This is a genomic window from Streptomyces sp. NK15101 (assembly GCF_020400725.1).
Lineage (GTDB): Bacteria > Actinomycetota > Actinomycetes > Streptomycetales > Streptomycetaceae > Streptomyces.
The window spans coordinates 107750-128750 of sequence record NZ_JAINVG010000013.1; the positions used below are offsets into that span (position 1 = coordinate 107750).

Consider the following 21001-nt stretch of genomic DNA (forward strand, 5'->3'; position numbering starts at 1 on the left):
GGGTAAGGCCCGGCGTCGGTCACCGCTCAGAGGGTACCGATGCCTGGTAGAGCCGTTGTAACGCCACCCACCCCGATTCCTCATGCTAGTCCAGCCTCGCATGGATGTTCGATCCCTCGATGGGGTGACGTGAACATCACGTTCCCTTCCAGGCATGAACCATTTAGGCTCCGGGCACGTCCTCATGAACAACCGGCAACCCCGCCGGGAGGGCTAACCGACACAAGCAACGCGAAATCCGTAGAGCGACGCAATACGGCTCATTCGCCGCCAACCGGCAGCAGACAGCCACCTTGGGAAAAAGTTTCAAGGAAAAGGCACGAGCGGGAACGTTTTCGGCCTGGTTGGATGTTGACCCTGGTACGACAGCTCGTCGAGCTAGAGAAGAGGCGACGTGACTACTGTTCTGACCCCCGCGAGCCCCCTGACGGCCGCTGACCGTTGCGACCGCTGCGGCGCCCAGGCATACCTGCGCGTCGTTCTGACCAGCGGAGGTGACTTGCTCTTCTGCGCCCACCACGGACGCAAGTTCGAGCCGGAACTCAAGAAGATCGCCGTTGAGATACAGGATGAGACGGACCGGCTCACGGACGTGCCGGCCCGCACGATGGGCGAAGACCACGCCTGACGCCATCCACGACGAGCCCAGGGCCGGTCGCTGACCGACGGCGGGCGGTCACCCCACGCGTTCCGCGGGGGTGACCGCCCGTTCTCGTACCCGGCGTCCTGGCGGATCGACGTCCTTCCGTCCCCGGCGGATCGGCACCCTCCGGCCTGGCGGAGTCGGCACGGCATCGGCGCCTCCGTCTGCGGCGGGACGGGCGCCTCCGCTCCCCCAGTGGGATCTTGAGCCGGCCGCCCCACCGCCCTTCAGGGCTCAGAAGCGCGCCGGAAGCACCGTCGAGACCCTCGTGTAGACGCCAGGGTTCTCCGCCTGCCCACAGCCGCTGCCCCAGGACACGAGGCCGACGAGGAGCCCCTTGGCCACCAGTGGGCCTCCGCTGTCCCCCTGGCACGCGTCCTTCCCGCCCCGCGGGTCGCCCGCGCACACCATCGTCCCGCGCTGGTAGCGGACGCCGAAATCTCCCGGGTAGGCCCGCTCGCACGCCGTGTCCGGCAGCACCTGGACCCGCGCCGTCCGCAGCGTGGAGGCGTAGGCCCCGTAGCCGGTCGTGTCACCCCAGCCGTAGACGTCCGCCTGCGTCCCGGGCGTGTACGCCGCGTCTCCCGGCCGGGCGACGCCGATCACGTACGACTGCGGCAGCGCGCTCACCAGCGTCAGCACGGCCAGGTCGCCCGAGTTGGTCGTCGGGTCGTAGTCGGGATTGACCCAGGTGTCGGAGATCCGGACCTCCTCCCCCTCCTGCCCGCGCAGCGCAGCGCGGCCGGCGATGACCACGAAGTCGCGCACCTCCCAGGGCTCCCCGCCGAGCACCTCACGGCCCAGGCAGTGGGCCGCCGTGAGCACCTTGGTCGGCGCGACGACCACACCTCCGCAGAACTGCCCCGCGCGCGTTCCCCCGAACCGGTCACGGCTGGACAGCGCCACGACCCACGGCGCGTCCGTGATCCGGGCCGGTTGCCCGCCCACCACGACGCTGTCGGCGGCCACGGGGCCGGCAGTGGCCAGCTGCCCCGCCGCTGCCACGGCCAGGCCCAGGGCGCCCGTCAATGCTCGGGTGAGGAAACCACGCATGGAGCCTCCTGACTCTCGGGTGATGTCGGTTCACCCAGCGTCCAGCACGTCTCTCCGCCGTGCACCCGCGCAAAGCCGGAGGGCCCGGCTCCCCCTCTCGGGGAACCGGGCCCTTCCGTCTGCCGACGCGTATCTCGTGCGGATCAGTCGAGGTAGTCGCGCAGGACCTGCGAGCGCGACGGGTGACGGAGCTTCGACATCGTCTTCGACTCGATCTGGCGGATCCGCTCTCGCGTCACGCCGTAGACCTTGCCGATCTCGTCCAGCGTCTTCGGCTGGCCGTCGGTGAGGCCGAAGCGCATGGAGACGACGCCCGCCTCGCGCTCGGAGAGCGTGTCGAGGACGGAGTGCAGCTGCTCCTGGAGCAGCGTGAAGCTGACGGCGTCGGCCGGCACGACCGCCTCGGAGTCCTCGATGAGGTCGCCGAACTCGCTGTCGCCGTCCTCACCCAGCGGGGTGTGGAGGGAGATCGGCTCACGGCCGTACTTCTGGACCTCGATGACCTTCTCGGGGGTCATGTCGAGCTCCTTGGCCAGCTCCTCCGGGGTGGGCTCACGGCCCAGGTCCTGGAGCATCTGGCGCTGCACGCGCGCGAGCTTGTTGATGACCTCGACCATGTGCACCGGGATACGGATGGTGCGGGCCTGGTCGGCCATGGCGCGGGTGATCGCCTGACGGATCCACCAGGTGGCGTACGTGGAGAACTTGTAGCCCTTGGTGTAGTCGAACTTCTCGACGGCGCGGATCAGACCCAGGTTGCCTTCCTGGATCAGGTCCAGGAAGAGCATGCCGCGGCCCGTGTAGCGCTTGGCCAGCGAGACCACCAGACGGAGGTTGGCCTCCAGGAGGTGGTTCTTGGCCCGGCGGCCGTCCTCGGCGATGATCTCCAGCTCGCGCTTGAGCTTCGGAGCGAGCTTGTCCGAGTTCGCGAGCTTGTCCTCGGCGAACAGACCGGCCTCGATGCGCTTGGCGAGTTCGACCTCCTGCTCGGCGTTGAGCAGGGGGACCTTGCCGATCTGCTTGAGGTAGTCCTTGACCGGGTCGGCGGTGGCACCGGCGACGGCGACCTGCTGCGCCGGAGCGTCGTCCTCGTCCTCGTCGGACAGGACGAAGCCCTTGCTCTCGCCCTCGGTCTCCTCGTCCTCGCCCTTGCCGGGCGCGACGTCCTCGAGGAGCTCCTCGCCCTCGAGGAGTTCGTCGGCGTCCTTCTTAGACGTGGTCTTCTTGGCCGCCGTCTTCTTGGCGACGGTCTTCTTGGCCACCGCCTTCTTGGCGACGGTCTTCTTCGCAGCCGCCTTCTTGGCGGGGGATCCGGCCTCGTCGGCCGGGTCGGTGCCCTCGGCCGCAGGGGCCGTGGAGGCCGGGACGGTGCTCTTCGTCACGGTCGTCCTGGCGGTGACGGTCTTGGTGGCGGTGCGCTTGGCCGGGCTCTTCGCTGCGACGCTCTTGCGGGCGCGCTTCGGCGACTCCGCTGCACTGACCATCAGCGTCACACCCTCTTCCTCGAGGATCTGATTGAGGCTGCGCAGAACATTCTTCCACTGGGTTGGCGGAATCTGGTCGGCTTCGAAGGCCCGACGCACGTCATCGCCGGCGATCTGCCCATCAGCCTTTCCCCGCTCGATGAGCGCCATCACAGACTCGGACTCGGCGATCTCCGGCGGGAGCGTACGGGATGTGCTGGCCGACACGAACAACCTCTCGGAACGATGGAAACGGCTTCCGGCCCCGCCCTGGATCGGGCTGGAGCCGACGACCGTCGACGGGGAATGTGTCGACGGCGCGGGCTGGACCGGGGAACTGCACAGCGCCTCCGTCGGCTGCTGTATTCCTTCCTCGGCTGTCACCTCTTAGGTCATCGCACGGCTCGGAGGAGTGTTACGCCCAATCTTCGTGGCCCGAGTCACACCTCATTTGCGACGAAACGGCCAGAGCGGTCGATCACTGCACATTCGCGCCGCCGGAACCCGGGCGCCGCCCGGGGAGGCCCTGTCGGACCCCGGGTGGCGCTCGGAACCCGGCGGCACGCGATGTGTACGCCTCCGCGCTCCCTGCCACGGCCCGCGGGTCAGTGTTCGCGAGGGGCGGGGACGACGCGCTCCACGTCGGGATGGACCGTGAGCAGCTGCCGCATGGCGCTCTCGGCCCCGTGGGCGTCCCCGGTGGCGAGCGCGTCCACGATCCGGGCGTGGTGGGTCAGGCAGGCCTCGCTCGGCCGGTCGCAGCCGGTGGCGGGACCACCGGAGACCTGGAGGGCCGCGGCGACGATGCCGGAGAGGTGTTCCAGCATGCGGTTCCCGGCCAGCTGGATCAGGAGGGAGTGGAACTCCGCGTCGGCCCGCGAGAAGGTGATGCCGTCGCCCTGGGCGAACGCGTGCCCCATGATCTCGACCATGTCGGCGAGGCGCTGCTGGACGTCCTCGCGGCCGTGCCCGGCGGCCAGGCGGGCGGCCAGGGGCTCGATCGTCCACCGCAGCTCGTTCAGCTCGCGGCGCTGGTCGTCGCGCTGCGGGCCGAAGGCGCGCCATTCGATGATGTCGGGGTCGAGGAGGTTCCAGTCGCTGACGGGCCTGACCCGCGTGCCGACGTTCGGGCGGGCACTGACGAGCCCCTTCGCCTCCAGTACGCGCAGCGACTCGCGCACGACGGTGCGCGAGACCTCGAACCGCTGGCCGATCTCCTCGGGGACGAGCGGACGGTCGGCCCCGAGGTCGCCGGAGACGATCATCTGGCCGAGCTGCTGGACGAGCTGCCCGTGCAGTCCGCGGCCCCGGTTGCCGGCGGTCCGGCGGCCGACGCGCCCCAGGTCGGTGTCCACCCCCTCCCAGGAGGGCGGGCCCACGCGACCGGCGGCGGGCGCCTCCGGGTAGGGGTAGCGATCGAGATCGCCCGGGGCGCCGAGGCCGGAGTCGACGGGGCGGGCGGCGGTCATCATGGTGTGCGCAAGGGTACTCACGCATCCTTTGTCGGCGTTGCCTCCGTGACCCTTGAGGTCTTTGGTGAAAAGCACACGAAAGGGTGATCGGCACCCGCTACACAATTGACGATTAACCGGACATTTGCGACATATTTCAAGGTAGTTGGCGGGGAACCGGAGCCTTTCGATCAACAAGTGGTCACCAACGGGCCTTACGGCGAAGGCCGGTGAACACATAGGCGCAGAGCAACCCTGTCAACGTCAGCGAGAGCGCCACCCCCGCGGGCTGACCGAGCACCCGCAGCACTCCCGCGAGCCACCGGTCCAGGGCCGGGGACCACTGCGGCCCGGCGAACTCGCGCAGCCGCGCCGGGAGTCCGGCCGCCGATCGCACCGACGGCCCCGTCAGCACCTTCTGCAACAGCGGAACGAAGGCGACGGGCACTGCGAGCACCGCCGCCACTCCGGCCGCGGCGGCCCTGAAGACCCCGGCGCCGAGTACTCCCGCCCACGCGCAGCCGACGACCAGACCCAGCCAACTCACGCAGAGAGTCGTCCAGTTCCGGGGTACGGGGACCGACTCGGCGCCGTAGACGAACCGCAGCACCTCCAGGTCGATCCCCACGACGAGCGCCCCCAGCACCAGGGCGACGACCGCGGCCACGGCGAGCTTCGCGAGCAGCAGACCCGGTCTGCGGGGGACCGTTCCGCGTCCCGTGGTGAGTGCGGGATAGCGGTACTCCTCGCCGAAGGAGAAGGCCCCGAGCAGTCCGGCGCCGAGGGCGGCGGGGGGCAGCGGGGAGATCGCGGGCCAGCCGGCGAGCACGGCGGGCAGCTCGGCTCGGCCGCCGCGGCCGAGGATCAGGGCGAGCGTCACGGAGACGAGCAGGACGGCGGCCACGACGAGCGGGGTGGAGGGCACGCCCAGGAGGCGGTGGAGCTCGTACCGCAGCGGACGCAGGGGCGAGCGCATGGGTCGCCGCGTGCCTCGCCGCCCATCCGCGGCCCCCCGGCCCGTGGCCCCGGACGGCTGCCCGGTGCCGACCGACGCGGCGGCGCGACCTTCCGGGCCCCCCGCCTCCTCGCCTTCCCGCACACTCCGCACCTGCCCGGCGACGCCGCCGCCTCCCCTCTCGTCGGCGAGCCGGTGGATCGGTACGCCGTGCCGGAAGGCGGTGTCGCCGACGGCCGCGCAGTCGCTCCCGTAGACGGAGAGGCGATTGCCGTCCTCGGTGACCACCTCGACGGGACGGCGGGCGGCCCTGGCTTCCTGGGTGACGGCCGCGGCCAGACGCGCGGCGTGCGGAGTCCGGACGACGACCCGGGGGCGCAGGCGGGTGCGGGCGAACTCGACGGCGTCCTGGTCCGCGACGAGCCGGCCGCCGTCGAGGGTGACGACGCGGTCGGCGTTACCGGCCGCGTCCTTGGGGTCCTCCGTGGTGTACAGCACGGTTCCCCCCTCCGCGGCGTGCGCGCGCAGCCGCTCGTGGAGCCACGCGCTCTCGGGTACGGAGAGACCCGCGGCCGGCTCGTCGAGCAGCAGGGTGTGAGGGGCCCCCAACAGGGCCGCGGCGAGCCCGAGTCGACGGTCCGCGCCGATCGGCAGGGTGCCGATCCGCCGGCGCTCCAGGCCGGCGAGGCCCACGGTCCGCACCAGTTCGTCGGCCCGCGCCGCGGGAACTCCCGTGGCGGCACAGAGCATCCGCAGCTGCCCCCGGAGGGTGCGGGACGGGTGTCCGGGTACGTCGCCGAGGAGCACGCCGACCTCGCGGGACGGGTGGGCGATGCGGTGCAGCGGCCGACCTCGGAAGTAGGTGATCCCACGGCCCGGCTCGAGTTCGAGCATGAGCCGGAGGGCGGTGGTCTTGCCGGACCCCCGGGGACCGAGGAGGGCGGTCACGGCGCCCGGCCGGGCCTCGAAGGTCAGATCGTCCACGGCCGGCGGGCGATCGCGGCGGGGAGTGCTGGTCAGTCCGATTGCCTGGAGCATCGCTTCTCTCGCGGTAGGTGACACCGCTCCGCGGCAGGGCGGCGCTATCGCAGCAAGATAACGCTACATTTCGGACTTTCCGTGCATGATTGGCGCCCAAGGGCGCCGGATGCGCACGGCTCTCAGACCTCGGGGCGCAGCATCGGCGGGTTGAGAAGAGTGGCCCCACCTGCCCGGAAGAGCTGCGCGGGGCGACCTCCCTGACGCGTCGTGGTGCCTCCGGCCGGGACCAGGAAGCCGGGCGTGCCGGTCACCTTGCGGTGGAAGTTGCGCGGATCGAGGGACACGCCCCAGACCGCCTCGTAGACCCGGCGCAGTTCTCCGACGGTGAACTCGGGCGGGCAGAAGGCCGTGGCCAGGGAGGAGTACTCGATCTTGGAGCGGGCGCGCTCCACCCCGTCCGCGAGGATCCGGGCGTGATCGAAGGCGAGCGCCCCCGGCCCTCCGTCCTCGGCGGCCTCGTCCTCACCGAGGAGCTCCTCGACCGGGGCCCAGCGGGCGCTGTTCGCGTCGCCGCCCGCACGCGGTGCGGGAAGGTCCGGTGCCAGCGCCAGGTGCGCGACGCTCACCACCCGCATGCGCGGGTCGCGGTCGGGCGCCCCGTACGTCGCCAGCTGCTCCAGGTGCGCGCCGTTGCTCGGCACGGGCGGCGGAGAGGCCGGATCGTGGGCGCAGAGGCCGGTCTCCTCGACCAGCTCGCGCGCCGCCGCGGCTCCGAGGTCCTCCTCGGCCCGCACGAAACCGCCGGGCAGTGCCCAACGCCCCTGGTACGGCGCCTCTCCTCGCCGCACGACCAGGGTGCAGAGTGCGTGGCGCCGCACGGTGAGCACGACCAGATCGACGGTCACGGCGAAAGGAGGGAAGGCCGAGGGGTCGTAGGGAGGCATGCCGCGATCATAGTCGTCTTCCTGACGATAAACACGTCTCGCGAAAGCATCGGCCGCGGCTTCCTCACCCCGCAGCGAAGCCTCCCTCGTCTCTGCGCCCGGCAATCCCGTCACACCCCCAGCTGAAGACCCTCTGCGGCCTCCTCGACCATACCGAGCCCCAGCCTGCCGACCCGCACGGCGAAGGGTTCGCCGCCCACCACGAGCCCCGACAATCTGATCGCGCCGAGCGGGGCCGAGGCCAATGGGTGCACCGAGACGGACCGGCCCGGCACGTCGGGTCTGATGCCAGCGAGGGCGAGGAGCGCCTGAACCGCTCCGGCGGCCGCGACGGCCGCCGGCCGGCACGCCGCCGGATGAGGCACCGGGCGCCCGCCCGTCGTCCGCTGCTCCCCCGCGTACATCTCCGGGAGCCGATGGGTGAAGGCCTCCGCCGCGTCGAGCAGCCCCCGCAGGAGGGAGGCGGCCTCCTTCTCGTGACCGGCGGCGGCGAGACCGGCCACGGCGACCGCCGTCTCGTGCACCCGGACGGCTCCGGCCCGGTGGCCGAAGGGGTTGTGGCCCGGCTCCTTGGTCCCGAGGCTCCGCAGTCCCCAGCCGGAGTCGAGCGCCGGGGCGCCGAGCAGCCTGGCCACCAGCTCCGTCTCCGCCCTGTCCAGCAGGCCCGGCGCGTACCGGCCGCCTCCCAGCAGCCCGGTGTCGAGCAGGTGGGCGGCCCACCCGCCCAGATGGGGCCAGGTCCGGCCGTCCGGCGCCCGTGCGACGGCGGGGCGGCCGCCGGCCGGGTCGTCGAGCCAGAACTCATGCCGGAACCGTTCGCGCAGGTCCCGCGCCCCGTCGCGCAGGGCGTCTCCCCCGGGCCGCCCGCAGTCGTCGAGGAGGTCGGCGCCGAGCAGGGCGGCGCGGTGGGCGTGCGCCTGGGTCTCGGCCCGCCAGGGCCCGGCGGGCCCCGGGTCCGGCACGAATCCGTTCCGGTCGGCCGTGCGCCGGAGCCAGGCGAGGCAGCGCTCCGCCACTGGCAGCAGTTCTTCCAGGTCCGCGGCCGGGAGTCCCCAGCGACGCGCCTCGGCGAGCACGGCCGGAAAGGCGAGGGTGGCTTCGATGCCCGTGCAGCGGGGCGGGAGGTGCGGGCCCGCGTCCCTGAGGGGTCCCTGAAGACGACCGGATTCAGCTCCGTCGCCGGGAAGTTGGGTGCGCCCGAGGGCGCGCAGGGTGGTGGCGGCGAGCCGGGTGCCGAGCGGCAGGGCCATGCGGGCCGCCCAGAGCGCTTCGGAGGTGACCGGTCCGCAGCGCCAGGGGACGCCGGCCGCGAGATAGACGTCCGCGGGATGGGCCGGGTCGCGCTGGAGCAGGGCGCGCAGGTCGTCGACGGAGGCGCGGAGCAGTTCCCCCGGTCTCGGGTCGTCGCCCTCTGCTCGGGCCTCGGCCAGGAGGTGGCCGCCGGGCCGTCCGGAGCCCGCACCCGTGGGGGCGCTGGGACGGGCCGCCGACTCTCCTCGCGTCCGCAGACGGAGCGTGAACGCCGCTCCGGGCGCCAGTTCGGCTTCCCAGCGCAGCACTCCCGCCGCCGCCAGGGAGTCCATGGGCGGCGGGTCCGCCGTGACGGCGACGGACCGCCCGTCGCCCCCGGTCCACCGCAGTCCGGTGCCGTGGACGCTCGCGGCGAGATCGGGGCCGGTTCTCCCGGACGCCACCGTGCCCAGGTCCGCGAGATCCGTGCCCAGCGCGACTTCCACGGGGAGCCGGAGGGGCCGGGTCGCGGCGCTGCGCAGCGTGATCCGCTCGGTTCCGTCGGCGCTCCGGACGCGTTCGACGGTGAGGGCGGGGTCGGGCCCGGTGTCGCCGGGGACGCGCAGGGCGCCGAGGAACACCGCCCGGTCGGAGGCCGCCATGCGGCCCTGGAGCGCGACGGGTTCGCGCCCCGCGACCCGCAGGACGCAGCGGGACAGGAGCCGCCGCCCCGCCTCGTACACCCCCTCGGGCCCTTCCCCGGTGAGCTGCCCGTGCTCGGCGCAGACGGCGAAGGCGGGCAGCGCCACGCAGAGGAGTGCGTCGTGCACCGAGGGAAGTTCCGCGGGGCGCGCCGCGCGCGGGAACGCGATGCCGGCGCCTGAGGTGTGTCCGGACGACTGGCCGGTGGGCGGTCCGGCGGGACGGCCGGGGGCCGGAACGGGGCTGGGAGCCATGGCGGGTACGGAGTGCTCTCTGTGCGAACCGGGCGGCCGGCGGGGTGTCGGCGGGACGGTTCGTACGACTCCGCCAGAGAGGTGAACGCGCTCGCGGGCGGCCGGGTCACGGTCGTCATCGGCCGCTCCTGGAGCCGCGCGGCCCGCCGGGCCGCGGAGTCCCGCTCCCCGGCCTCCCCGTCGCGGGCCCGCCGGGGCGGACTCCGGCCGTCGCCCGTCGCCTGCTCCCACCGGTCTGCCGGCCCGGATTCTTGAGGGCTTGCGGGGTGCCCGGCCGACGGGTGGCCCGCATCCGCACCCGTCGGGAGGGCGGCGGATCCTTCTGTTCCGAGGCGGCCCGGGCGTCCCGCTCGCTCCTCAGACAGGAACGGAGCGACTCGGGGTTCAGCCCTTCGTTGCACGCCTGGTGCAGCAGACGGGCGAAGACGTACTCGGGGTCGGCGTCGAGCGCGAGCCCGAGGGCGACCCGGGCGGTCGGCTCGTCGCCCCTGGACCAGGCCGTCCAGCCGGCGAGGGTGAGGGGCGCGGCGGCGTGCTCCTGATAGGGCGTGACGCAGCGCCGGGCCAGGACGCGCCAGAGCCGCAGGGCGGCGGTCCCCTCCCAGCCCTCCATCCACTCGGCGGCACGGTCCCGGGTGACCCGGTCCTGGAGGCCGATGACCAGAGCTGCCGCCTCGTCGGCCGTGACCAGGGCGTCGTCGGCCGCGTCGTCCGCGGCCGTGGTCGTGGTCGTGGCACCGCCGGCTGGTCCCGGCACGAGCGCCCCCACCGCGCGTGCCGTGCTCGGCGCACCCGCCGCACCGGGCCGGCTCCCGGGGCCGTTCGGGCTCTTCGGGTTCACGAACCGGCGGAGGATCTCCCGGGCGAGACGCAGCGTGGTTTCGCGCACCTCTTCCCGCCCCTGCGCTTCGGCGCCTTCGAGGATCCGGGGGACGATCGAGGCGGCGGCCGCGTCCAGGGCGGCCCGCTGCTCCTCGTCCCCGGGCCCGCCGCGGGGCTTCAGCCGGGCTTCCATGTCCCGCAGGGAGCCCCGTACCTGCACCCCGGCGTACGCCGCGGCCGCCGCCATCACCGAGGTGCCGCTGAGGGCGAGCGGGGTGCCGTCGGGCGGGCAGCAGCGCTGGTCGGGACAGCAGTACGAGAAGTAGAGCCCGTCGGTGATGCAGAGGGCCTCGTAGACGGGGATGTCGAGGGCGCCGCAGGCGGTCCGCAGCCGCTGGGCGAAGGGCCGCAGCCGCTCCATGACCCTGCGGCCCGTCTCGCCGGGTTCGGGATCCTGGCACAGGAAGACGACGATGCCGTCCGGCCGGGAGCCGGTTCGGCCGGCTCCCTCGACGAGGCACTCGGCGAGGTGATCGGCGGTGGACGCCCACTCCCGGGGCGAGCGCGGGATTCCGAGCCTGACCCGGCCCCCGAAGCGGCCGTGCTCGCCGTGGAGGGCGACCAGGACGACGGAGTCGGTGGGATGGAAGCCCAGCACGAACGGCAGGGCGTCGGCCAGTTCCGCCGGACCGCGCAGGGTGATCTGCTGGGTACGGGAGAGTCCACTGGATTCGTGGTGATTCGCGTTCATGGTCAGGACGGTCTCGTGATCTCCCGAAATCCGAAACCCCTGTGGATAACTCCTGGAACGGGGCATCCGTCGACCCACCGGGTTGTCCACAGGTCCGACGTCTCATTCGCGCGATGTCCGAGGCATCGGGTTGCATGGGGGCATGACCCAAGCAGCCCCGCTGGAAGACCGCGCCGCCCTCCGAGCCGCCGCCGACGCCGTGCTCGCCCGTCTCGTCTCCGACCCGACGGGCCGGGCCAGACTGCGCGAGGACCAGTGGCGGGCGATCGAGGCGCTCGTCGCCGACCGGCGCCGGGCCCTGGTGGTGCAGCGGACCGGCTGGGGCAAGTCGGCCGTGTACTTCGTGGCGACCTCGCTGCTCCGCGAGCGCGGCAGCGGCCCCACCGTGATCGTCTCCCCGCTGCTCGCGCTGATGCGCAACCAGGTGGAGGCGGCGGCCCGGGCGGGCATCCGCGCACGGACGATCAACTCGTCCAACACCGAGGAGTGGGAGACGGTCCAGGAGGAAGTGGCCTCCGGCGAGGTGGACGTGCTCCTGGTGAGCCCGGAGCGGCTCAACAATCCCGACTTCCGCGATCAGGTGCTGCCCCGGCTGGCCGCCGCCACCGGCTTGCTCGTGGTGGACGAGGCGCACTGCATCTCGGACTGGGGCCACGACTTCCGGCCGGACTACCGCCGGCTGCGGACGATGCTGGCGGACCTGCCCCCCGGTGTCCCGGTCCTGGCCACGACGGCGACGGCGAACGCACGGGTGACGGCGGACGTGGCCGAGCAGCTCGGCACGGGTGCGGGCACGGACGCCCTCGTCCTGCGCGGGCCGCTCGACCGGGAGAGCCTGAGTCTGGGCGTGGTCGGGCTGCCGGACGCGGCGCACCGGCTGGCCTGGCTCGCCGACCACCTCGGGGAGCTGCCGGGCTCCGGCATCATCTACACGCTGACGGTCGCCGCGGCCGACGAGGTCACCGCCTATCTGCGCCAGTGCGGGCACGTCGTGTCCTCCTACACGGGCCGGACGGAGAACGCCGACCGGCAGCAGGCGGAGGACGACCTCCAGGCCAACCGGGTCAAGGCGCTCGTGGCGACCTCGGCCCTCGGGATGGGGTTCGACAAGCCGGACCTGGGCTTCGTGGTGCATCTCGGGTCGCCGTCCTCCCCCATCGCGTACTACCAGCAGGTCGGCCGGGCCGGGCGAGGGGTGGAGCACGCGGAGGTGCTGCTGCTGCCCGGGCAGGAGGACGAGGCGATCTGGCGCTACTTCGCCTCGGTGGCCTTCCCGCCCGAGGAGCAGGTGCGCCGCACGCTCGACGTGCTCGCGCAGGCGGGCCGGCCCTTGTCCCTGCCCGCCCTGGAGCCGCTGGTCGAGCTGCGCAGGACCCGGCTGGAGACCATGCTCAAGGTCCTGGACGTGGACGGCGCGGTGCGCCGGGTGAAGGGCGGCTGGGAGAGCACCGGGCGGCCCTGGGTGTACGACACAGAGCGGTACGCCTGGGTGGCGCGGCAGCGGGCGGCGGAGCAGCAGGCGATGCGCGACTACGCGGCGACGACCGGTTGCCGGATGGAGTTCCTGCGGCGCCAGTTGGACGACGAGGAGGCGGCTCCGTGCGGTCGCTGCGACAACTGCGCGGGGAACCGGTTCGATCCGAAGGTGTCCGAGGCGGCGCTGGACGCGGCCAAGGGCGAGCTGGGGCGGCCCGGCGTGGAGGTCGAGCCGCGGAAGATGTGGCCCACCGGACTCGCCGCGGTCGGGGTCGATCTGAAGGGCCGCATCCCGCCCGGGGAGCAGTCTTCCGGCGGCCGGGCCCTGGGGCGGCTCTCGGACATCGGCTGGGGCAACCGGCTGCGTCCGCTGCTGGCCGACGGCACGCCGGACGGGCCCGTGCCGGACGATGTCGTGCAGGCGGTGGTGCAGGTGCTGGCGGACTGGGCCAAGGGGCCCGGCGGGTGGGCCTCCGGCGTCCCGGACGCACCGGCCCGGCCCGCCGGTGTGGTCACGGTCGCCTCGCACCGCAAGCCGCATCTGGTGGGTTCGCTCGGGCAGCGGATCGCCGAGATCGGCAGGATGCCCTTCCTCGGCGTGGTGGAGTACGCGCCGGAGGCGGAGGGACTCCGTCTCTCGCGGACCAACAGCGCCCAGCGGGTCGTCGGTCTGCAGCGGACGCTGACGGTCCCTCCGGAGCTGGCCGGGCGGCTGGCCGGCGCCGGTGGGCCGGTTCTCCTGGTGGACGATCTCTCCGACACCGGCTGGACGTTGGCGGTGGCCGCGCGGCTGCTGCGGCGGGCCGGAGCGGAAGGGGTGTTTCCACTGGTGCTCGCCGTCCAGGGGTGAGACAGGAGGGGGAACGGGGAGTGAACAATGGGCAACTGGGCAGGGATATGAGTGGCATACCGACCCATTCCCGTCAGCGGACTCAATTGCTCGTTGCCGCTCGCGCACGGGCCAGCAAGAATTGGGAAACCGCCCCGCACGGCCCGTCAGCGGTCCGGAAGGACTGTGCCGTGGTGCGCCCTCACCCGACCTTGCCCGCCACCCAGCGGGCGTGTATCCGAAGGGAGGACCGTGACCCTCGGATTCGCTCCGCCCACAGCCGCCTCGCTCAGATCGTCGTCCGAGTCCGCCAGCCGCCTCGCCCGGATACTCGAGCCCTCCGAGTGGGCCGGGGCGGGAATTCCCCTGCTGCGCAACCCTCGTGAGGTCGTCAGCGGTCTCCATTCGCGGCACGCGCCCACGCCCTCGACGGCGGTCCTCGCCGTCCTGGACCACGAGGAGCGGCTCGCCGCCAGCGCCTCGTTCGTCCGACGCCCCGTCGCGGCGGACGGCTGGGAGTTCCGCAACGCGCTCCTGGCGCACCTGCGGCGGGTCATTCCGCATGACCTCCGGAGACGCTCGCCCGTGCGGACCGCGGTCCTGCTGTACTGCCGCGAGGGCGACGAGCGCTGGACGGAGGAGGACGGAGCCTGGATGTGGGGGCTCCGGGACGCCTGCACGCTGCACGGGCTCCGCTGCGGCGCGTACATCACGCTGACCGGAGGGGGCTGGCAGGTGCTCGGCGAGGGCCGGGGAGGCCGTCGGCCGAGCTCCGACTCGCTACCCCTGCCGCTGGGTGACGGGCCGGCCGAACTCGACCGGCTCACACCGAGGACCGCGAGCGGCGCGACCGAACCCCTGCGCCGGGCCGCCGCGCGCTGACACCCCGCATGCCGGGACACCGATCGCCGGCCACGCTGACCGCCGATCAGGCCGGGCAGCCAGACGCCGATCGCGCGGCACAACGTCAGACCCACCGGGTGGGTCCCACCGGGCTCCCGCCGGCCCGGTGGGGGCCGGCGGCGGAGCGCGGTCGGGTCAGACGCCGGCGCCGGCTCCGAGGAGCGCCGTGATGCGCTGCGGGTCACCGCAGACGACGAGCAGAGCGCCCGCGCGGGCCATCGCCGACGGAAGGGCCCGTGCGGCCGTTCCCTCGTCTCCGCCGTTGACGGCGACGATCACCACGGGGCGGGCGGCGGCCCGCTCCACGGCGGAGGCGTCCGCGAAGAACACGTCCTCGGCGGTGTCCTGTTGGGCCCAGTAGGCGGCCTCGCCGAAGGACAGCTCGTGAGCCGCCCACGGGTGCGGGTCGCCGGTGGTGAGCACCAGGATCTCGCCGGGTGCCCGTCCGCTCTCCAGGAGCAGGTCCAGGGCCTCCTCGGCGGCGTCGAGCGCACCGTCGACCGGGGCCGGGATCAGCTGGAGCTGGGGGGTGGATCGCTGGTCGGAACGATTTTCCGGGCCCTTGGCCGGAGACTGCCCGGCACCGGGGCGCGGTGCCGGCGCGGCGGGCCTGGCCGGACCGGGAACGGGGCGTCCGGGACGCGGAGAGGCCGCGGAACGCGGGCCGGGTACGGGACGTGGGGTCGACGCGGGGCGGCCGGCGGCCGCGGCGGCGCGGGGACCCTGGGCGCTCTCGTGAATCTGAGGCTCCTCGGGGATGAGAGGCATGAATGGATGTCTATCAAACGCCGCTGCGCGAAGCACCGGCGGGTGGGCACACATGTGCACCCCGGCCGCGTGGGCGGCCCTTGAGCAGGGCCCCGTGACCGGAAGTTCAGAAGTCGAAGCCGAGTTGGCCCCCGCTTTCCAGCGCGGCCGCCTCGGCGGAGAGGCGGACCTTCTTGAGGTGGCGCCACTGGGGCAGCGCGTCCAGGTAGGACCAGGAGAGACGGTGGTGGGGGGTGGGCCCCAGCTCTTCGAGAGCCGCCTTGTGGACCGGCGAGGGGTAGCCCGCGTTGGCACCGAAGGCGTACGGCGCGTACTGGCCGCTCTCGGCCTCCAGCTCCGCCATGAGGGCGTCGCGCCGGACCTTCGCGATGACGGAGGCGGCCGCGACGGCGATGCAGGACTGGTCGCCCTTGATCACCGTGCGGACCCGCCAGGGGCTGCCGAGGTAGTCGTGCTTGCCGTCCAGGATCACCGCGTCGGGCCGCACCGGAAGGCCTTCGAGGGCCCGGACGGCTGCGAGCCGCAGCGCCGCGGTCATCCCGAGTTCGTCGATCTCCTGCGGGGAGGCGTCGCCGAGCGCGTACGCGGTGACCCACCCTTCCAGCTCCACGGCCAGCGCGTCGCGGCGCTTGGGGGTGAGCAGCTTCGAGTCGGTGAGCCCGTCGGGGGGTCGGCGAAGGCCGGTGACGGCCGCGCACACCGTGACGGGGCCGGCCCACGCTCCGCGTCCGACCTCGTCGACCCCGGCGACGATCTTGGCGCCGGTGGTGGCTCGGAGCGACCGCTCGACGGTGTGGGTGGGAGGTTCGTACGGCATGGCGCCAGACAGGTTACGCCGCCTGACGTCACCTGCGATACCCGGATTCGCCGCAGACGCCCGGAGGCGCCCGTCCCGCCCCACCCGGAAGCTCGCCCTCCCCGCCCCTCGAAGGCTCAGGCACGCAGGAGGGGCACCATGATCCGGTCGACCACATCGGCGATCTCACCGTCCGGCCATTCGCTTCCGTACACCTTGGAGCGGTACATCATCATAGCGGGGATCACATCGAGGACGAGGTCGTCGATCGCATCGTGCCGCACCTCTCCGCGCTCGATTCCACGCCGTAGCACGTCCTGGAAGAGGCGCTTCGAGGGCTGGATCACTCCCGCCTCGATCAGCCCGTGGAAGCGCCCGGCGGACTCGTCATCGCATTCGTGAAGCACTGCACGCAGAGCGAAGCCGGTCTTGGAGTACATCACGTCCCGGACCCGGAGGCACAGCTCGTAGAGGTCTTGGCGCGCACGGCCGGTGTCCGGAGCCTCGCCGAGCGCGGGCAGTCCGGCCTGAAGGGCGTCCGCGACGAGGTCCTCCTTGGACGGCCACCGCCGGTACACCGCGGCTTTGCCCGTCTGCGCGCCGACCGCGACGCCCTCCATCGTGAGACCGCTCCAGCCGACACTGCCCAGCTGGTCGAGCGCGGCCTCCAGAATCGCCCTTTCGAGCACGGGTCCGCGGCGCCGCAGCGCCGCCCCCTCCGGCCGAGCGGCGGCCGTGGAGCGCGAAGTAACCATCAGGATCTCTCCGTTGACGCGATTCGATTCGTCGGCAGTACTCAGTGAACGGTTGCGTTCACTGAGGGGGACTCACTACCGTGGAGAACAGTGAACGTGTACGTTCACTAATTCTTCCGTGGGGGACCATAGTGACAACTTCTCCGGTGGACACACAGACCGAGATCGAGCCGACCCGCGCCGGAGGTCGGCCTGGCATCGCCTTGACCGTCATCGCCGCCTGCCAGCTGATGGTCGTCCTCGACGCCACCATCGTGAACATCGCGCTACCGCACATCCAGGACGAGCTCTCCTTCTCGACCACCGACCTGTCGTGGGTGCTCAGCGCCTACACGCTCACCTTCGGCGGCCTCCTGCTCCTCGGCGGACGCGCCGGCGACATCCTGGGCCGCCGCCGGGTGTTCATGGCCGGCATCCTGCTCTTCACCTTCGCCTCGCTCCTCGGCGGCTTCGCCCAGGAACCGTGGCAGCTGCTCGCGGCCCGCGCCCTGCAGGGCGTGGGCGGCGCGATCGCCTCGCCGACCTCGCTCGCGCTGATCACCACGACGTTCCCCGAAGGGCCGGAGCGCAACCGGGCGTTCGGCGTGTTCGCCGCGGTCTCGGCCGGCGGGGGCGCGATCGGCCTGCTCGCCGGCGGAGCGCTCACCGAGTGGCTCGACTGGCGCTGGGTCTTCTTCGTCAACGTGCCGATCGGCCTGCTGATCGCCTTCCTCACCCCGCGCTACATCGCGGAATCCGAGCGCCACCCGGGCCGGTTCGACATCGCGGGCGCCACCACGTCGACGCTGGGCATGGCGGCGCTGGTCTACGGCTTCATCCGGGCCTCCGAGGCGGGGTGGAAGGACGAGCTGACCGTCGGCTCCTTCGTGGCCGCGGTGGCCCTGCTCGTGGCGTTCGCCGTGGTGGAGTCGCGGGCCAAGGAACCGATCACGCCGCTGCGCATGTTCGCGGACCGCAACCGCTCGGGCACGTACGTCATCATGCTCAGCCTGTCGGCCGCCATGCTCGGGATGTTCTTCTTCATCGTTCTGTGGGTGCAGAACGTCCTGGGCTACAGCCCCGTCCAGTCCGGACTGGCCTTCCTTCCGGTGACCGTCGCCATCGGCGTCGGCGCCGGGCTCGCCCAGCGGCTCCTCCCGGTCCTCGGCCCCAAGCCGTTCGTGGTGACCGGCTCGGCTCTCACCGGCGTGGGACTCTTCTGGCTGACGTTCATCTCGTCGGACAGCAGCTACGTCGCCGGGGTGCTCGGCCCGATGGTCGTGTTCGGCTGCGGCATGGGCCTCAACTTCGTGACGCTCACGCTCACGGCCGTCTCCGGGGTGGCCCAGCACGAGGCGGGCGCCGCGTCGGGTCTGCTCAACGCGACCCAGCAGGTCGGCGGCTCGCTCGGCCTCTCCATCCTGGTCACCGTCTTCGGCACGGCCGGCCGCGAGGAGAACGACAGGCAGCTGCCGGACTTCCTCGCGCACGCGACGCCCGAGCAGCGGGCCGAGGCGCTGAAGACGAAGGAGCTGCCCGCGCCCTGGGGCCACGAGGTGCTGACCTCCGGCATCTCCTCGGCCTTCACGGCCGCCGTCGGCATGGTGCTGATCGCACTGGTCACGGCCGTCCTGGTGATCCGGGTCCGCAAGAGCGACCTGGAAGCGCTGAGCGGCCGCGCCGGGGCCGCGGGGCCGGTGGCCTGATCACGCGCCGGTGTCCCCTGGCCCCGTCCGGGACCAGGGGACACCGCGCCGTCACCGGCCGCGGGAACACCGCGCCGCTCCAGGCCGTCGGTTCACCGGCGGTCTCCGGCCGCAGCGGCACCGAACCGTGTCCGGCCGTGGGCACCTCGGCCGGCCTCAGACCCTGAAACACCGACCGGCCCCAGACCCTGCGAACACCGGTCGGCCTCAGACCCCGCGCACACCGGCCGGCCTCAGGCCTTCCCGTCCGGGATCCACCCCGGAAGGTCCTCGGTCTGCCGCAGCCAGTCCTCCGGCGGTGCACCGGCCGCGGTGGAGGCGACCACTCCGCCGGCGATGGCGCAGGTCGTGTCGACGTCACCGCCGACCTGCGCGGTCGTCCAGAACACCCGCTCGAAGTCGCCGAGCCCGCGCGCGGCCGACCACAGCGCGAAGGGGACGGTGTCGTGGGCGCTCGTCCGGCGACCGCTGCCGAGCACCGCGGCGACCGTGCCGGCGTCGCCGTAGTCGAGCATGTCGCGGGCCCTGCGCAGGCCCGCCCCGACCGCGCTGCGCGGCACCAGGGCGATGACCCCGTCGAGCAGCGCCTCGGGCGTGGGCGGTCCGGCGGGGTCGGCGGCGATCGCCGCCGCGGCGGCGACGGCCATGGCGCCCACCACTGCTTCCCGGTGCTGGTGGGTCGTGTACGCCGAGATCTCGGCCTGGTGCGTCGCCTGCTCGGGGTCGTCGGCGTACCAGGCGCCCAGCGGGGCGATCCGCATCGCGGCGCCGTTGCCCCAGGATCCCTGCCCGTTGAAGAGCGCGGCGGCCAGTTCGCGCCAGTCGCCGCCCTCGCGGATGAGCCGGAGCATCCGGTTGACGGCGGGGCCGTAGCCGCGGTCGAAGTCGTGGTGCTCCGCGAAGGACCGGGCCAGGGCGTCCTGGTCGATGCGGTCGTGGCGGGCCAGGACGGCCAGGACGGAGCAGGCCATCTCGGTGTCGTCGGTCCACTGCCAGGGACCGGCGGGCAGCTCGCGCCGCTTCAGCAGGGGGTAGTGGGAGGGTACGAAGAACTGGGAGCCCAGGGCGTCTCCCACGGACAGCCCGCGCAGGCTGGCCAGGGCGCGGTCGAAGCGCCGGTCGAATGAGGAGTCAGCGGTCATCGGTCTGCCACTCTATCCGGTGGGGCCGTACGGTTCCGGGGTACGCCAGCGTTCGAACGGCCTGTCCAGACGGTACCGGCCGTCCTCTCCGAGCAGAAGCGTGCGGGTCTCGGCGTTGCCGGGATTCGACAGCGACTCGAAGTCCGCGACCGTCCAGTGGAACCAGCGCATGCAGAACAGCCGCATGGTCAGCCCGTGGGTGACCAGCAGGACGTTGGGCGGGTGGTCGGGTGCCTCGAAGCTGCGGTACAGGCTCTCCAGGAAGGCGCCGACGCGGTCGTAGACGTCGGCACCGGACTCGCCCTGGGCGAAACGGTAGAAGAAGTGGCCGTACGCGTCCCGGTAGGCCTTCTGCAGGCGCACGTCCTCGCGTTCCTGCCAGTTGCCCCAGTCCTGCTCCCGGAGCCTGGGCTCCTCCCGCACCCGGACCTGCTCCGCGGGGAGCCGGAAGGCCCGGAGGGTCTCGTGGGTTCGGCGGTACGGCGAGACGTAGACGCTGACCGGCTCCTCACCGAAGAGCTCCCGCAGCCGCTCCCCCGTCTCCTCGGCCTGACGCCGGCCGGTCTCGGTCAGCCTCAGGGCATGGTCGGGCTCGCGTTCGTACACCGTGTCATCGACATTGCCCTCGGACTCTCCGTGCCGTACGAGAACGATGCGCCGCGGTCGTGCCATACCCCGACCCTAGATCGCCGCTCTCCGGCGGGCTCAGCCGAGGCCACGCCCGGAGTCCATCCGAGGGAGGCGCCTCCGGGGCGATGCCGACGGGTCAGACCGTCCAGGAGGGTTCGAGCTGCACCACGTCCCCGCTCAGCGCCGCCACGTCGGCCTCGGTACGGGCCCGCAGTCCGAGCCGCTCCACGCGTTCGACCCGGTACTTTCCGTGCTCGGCGGCGGACTGCCACATCGAGAGCACCAGGAACTCGCTGCCGGGCGCCTCGCCGAACAGGCCCCGCAGCATGCCGGGAGACCCGGCCATGGCCGGGTTCCACACCTTCTCCTGCATGAGGGCGAAGTGCTCGGCACGGTCCTCGTGGACCCGGCAGTGCGCCACCCTCGCCACGTCGGCGTCGGCGAACCGCGGTTCGAACCCGGTCTTCACGTCGAAGCGGTGGTCGAAGAGCTTGACCTGGGCGTCCTTGAACGTGCCGGCCTGCGCGGCCGCCAGACGATCGTGCGACCGCGCCATGAAGGAGTCGTAGAAGGCCCGGCTCTCCCAGAACGCGAAGATGTGGGCGACGTCCGGGCGACCCCGGCTCCACCCGCCGCCCTGTCCCCGGAATCCCGGCTCCCCGAGCAGCCCCGCCCATTTCCGCTGTCCCCGCTCGAACCCTCGACGGTCCACCACGGTGCAGCGAATCCACTTGACCAGCACCGCGCCATCGTACGGGGCCGGAGAGC

General features: G+C 72.7%; 17 protein-coding genes. 4 read left to right on the forward strand and 13 right to left on the reverse strand.

Features of this window, described 5'->3' with window-relative positions:
- The first annotated feature begins 394 nt into the window (after positions 1-394).
- Positions 395-628, forward strand: coding sequence for a hypothetical protein (locus tag K7G60_RS10430; RefSeq protein WP_030687247.1), 234 nt, complete (start codon positions 395-397; stop codon positions 626-628).
- 249 nt (positions 629-877) lie between these two features.
- Here the strand turns inward: K7G60_RS10430 and K7G60_RS10435 are convergent, their stop codons facing one another.
- The 7 genes from K7G60_RS10435 to K7G60_RS10465 all read right to left on the reverse strand — a co-directional run bounded on the left by K7G60_RS10435 (position 878) and on the right by K7G60_RS10465 (position 11249).
- On the reverse strand, positions 878-1696 hold the full coding sequence (locus K7G60_RS10435; protein WP_225800536.1) for a serine protease: 819 nt from the start codon (positions 1694-1696) through the stop codon (positions 878-880).
- Positions 1697-1839: 143 nt separating this feature from the next.
- A complete protein-coding gene (locus K7G60_RS10440) occupies positions 1840-3387 on the reverse strand; it encodes an RNA polymerase sigma factor (RefSeq protein ID WP_225800537.1) in 1548 nt (515 codons plus the stop codon).
- Positions 3388-3764: 377 nt separating this feature from the next.
- On the reverse strand, positions 3765-4652 hold the full coding sequence (locus K7G60_RS10445) for a FadR/GntR family transcriptional regulator (protein ID WP_225800538.1): 888 nt from the start codon (positions 4650-4652) through the stop codon (positions 3765-3767).
- Between the two features lie 160 nt (positions 4653-4812).
- Positions 4813-6603: an ATP-binding cassette domain-containing protein gene (locus tag K7G60_RS10450; protein WP_225800539.1), complete on the reverse strand. Its 1791-nt coding sequence runs from the start codon at positions 6601-6603 to the stop codon at positions 4813-4815.
- A gap of 122 nt (positions 6604-6725) precedes the next feature.
- Positions 6726-7490 (reverse strand): NUDIX domain-containing protein, encoded by a 765-nt coding sequence (locus K7G60_RS10455; RefSeq protein WP_225800540.1) that lies wholly within the window; start codon positions 7488-7490, stop codon positions 6726-6728.
- A 110-nt stretch (positions 7491-7600) separates the two neighbouring features.
- Positions 7601-9676, reverse strand: coding sequence for a glycogen debranching N-terminal domain-containing protein (locus tag K7G60_RS10460; RefSeq protein WP_225800541.1), 2076 nt, complete (start codon positions 9674-9676; stop codon positions 7601-7603).
- A gap of 115 nt (positions 9677-9791) precedes the next feature.
- Positions 9792-11249, reverse strand: a complete 1458-nt coding sequence (locus K7G60_RS10465) for a DUF4192 domain-containing protein (protein WP_225800542.1) — start codon at positions 11247-11249, stop codon at positions 9792-9794.
- A 142-nt stretch (positions 11250-11391) separates the two neighbouring features.
- Here K7G60_RS10465 and K7G60_RS10470 point away from each other — a divergent pair, with 142 nt between their 5' ends.
- Both K7G60_RS10470 and K7G60_RS10475 read left to right on the forward strand, forming a co-directional pair.
- The gene (locus K7G60_RS10470; protein WP_225800543.1) at positions 11392-13575 is read left to right on the forward strand and encodes a RecQ family ATP-dependent DNA helicase; all 2184 of its coding nucleotides are present in this window, start codon (positions 11392-11394) and stop codon (positions 13573-13575) included.
- Positions 13576-13806: 231 nt separating this feature from the next.
- Positions 13807-14436 carry a hypothetical protein gene (locus K7G60_RS10475; RefSeq protein WP_225800544.1) on the forward strand — a complete coding sequence of 210 codons (630 nt, stop codon included), beginning with the start codon at positions 13807-13809 and terminating at the stop codon, positions 14434-14436.
- A gap of 156 nt (positions 14437-14592) precedes the next feature.
- Here the strand turns inward: K7G60_RS10475 and K7G60_RS10480 are convergent, their stop codons facing one another.
- From K7G60_RS10480 to K7G60_RS10490, 3 genes are all read right to left on the reverse strand, one after another.
- A complete protein-coding gene (locus K7G60_RS10480) occupies positions 14593-15225 on the reverse strand; it encodes a hypothetical protein (RefSeq protein WP_225800545.1) in 633 nt (210 codons plus the stop codon).
- A gap of 106 nt (positions 15226-15331) precedes the next feature.
- Complete coding sequence (locus K7G60_RS10485; RefSeq protein WP_225800546.1) at positions 15332-16042, reverse strand: ribonuclease HII; 711 nt, start codon at positions 16040-16042, stop codon at positions 15332-15334.
- A 116-nt stretch (positions 16043-16158) separates the two neighbouring features.
- Complete coding sequence (locus tag K7G60_RS10490; RefSeq protein ID WP_225800547.1) at positions 16159-16776, reverse strand: TetR/AcrR family transcriptional regulator; 618 nt, start codon at positions 16774-16776, stop codon at positions 16159-16161.
- 131 nt (positions 16777-16907) lie between these two features.
- Here K7G60_RS10490 and K7G60_RS10495 point away from each other — a divergent pair, with 131 nt between their 5' ends.
- Positions 16908-18461, forward strand: coding sequence for an MFS transporter (locus K7G60_RS10495; RefSeq protein ID WP_374115617.1), 1554 nt, complete (start codon positions 16908-16910; stop codon positions 18459-18461).
- 233 nt (positions 18462-18694) lie between these two features.
- On the opposite strand, the gene K7G60_RS10500 is transcribed toward K7G60_RS10495, so the two are convergent.
- From K7G60_RS10500 to K7G60_RS10510, 3 genes are all read right to left on the reverse strand, one after another.
- Entirely contained in the window at positions 18695-19603 is a 909-nt protein-coding gene (locus K7G60_RS10500) for an ADP-ribosylglycohydrolase family protein (protein WP_225800549.1), read from the reverse strand.
- Positions 19604-19615: 12 nt separating this feature from the next.
- Complete coding sequence (locus tag K7G60_RS10505; protein WP_225800550.1) at positions 19616-20275, reverse strand: histidine phosphatase family protein; 660 nt, start codon at positions 20273-20275, stop codon at positions 19616-19618.
- Between the two features lie 94 nt (positions 20276-20369).
- The gene (locus tag K7G60_RS10510) at positions 20370-20975 is read right to left on the reverse strand and encodes a YdbC family protein (RefSeq protein ID WP_225800551.1); all 606 of its coding nucleotides are present in this window, start codon (positions 20973-20975) and stop codon (positions 20370-20372) included.
- Positions 20976-21001: the final 26 nt, after the last annotated feature.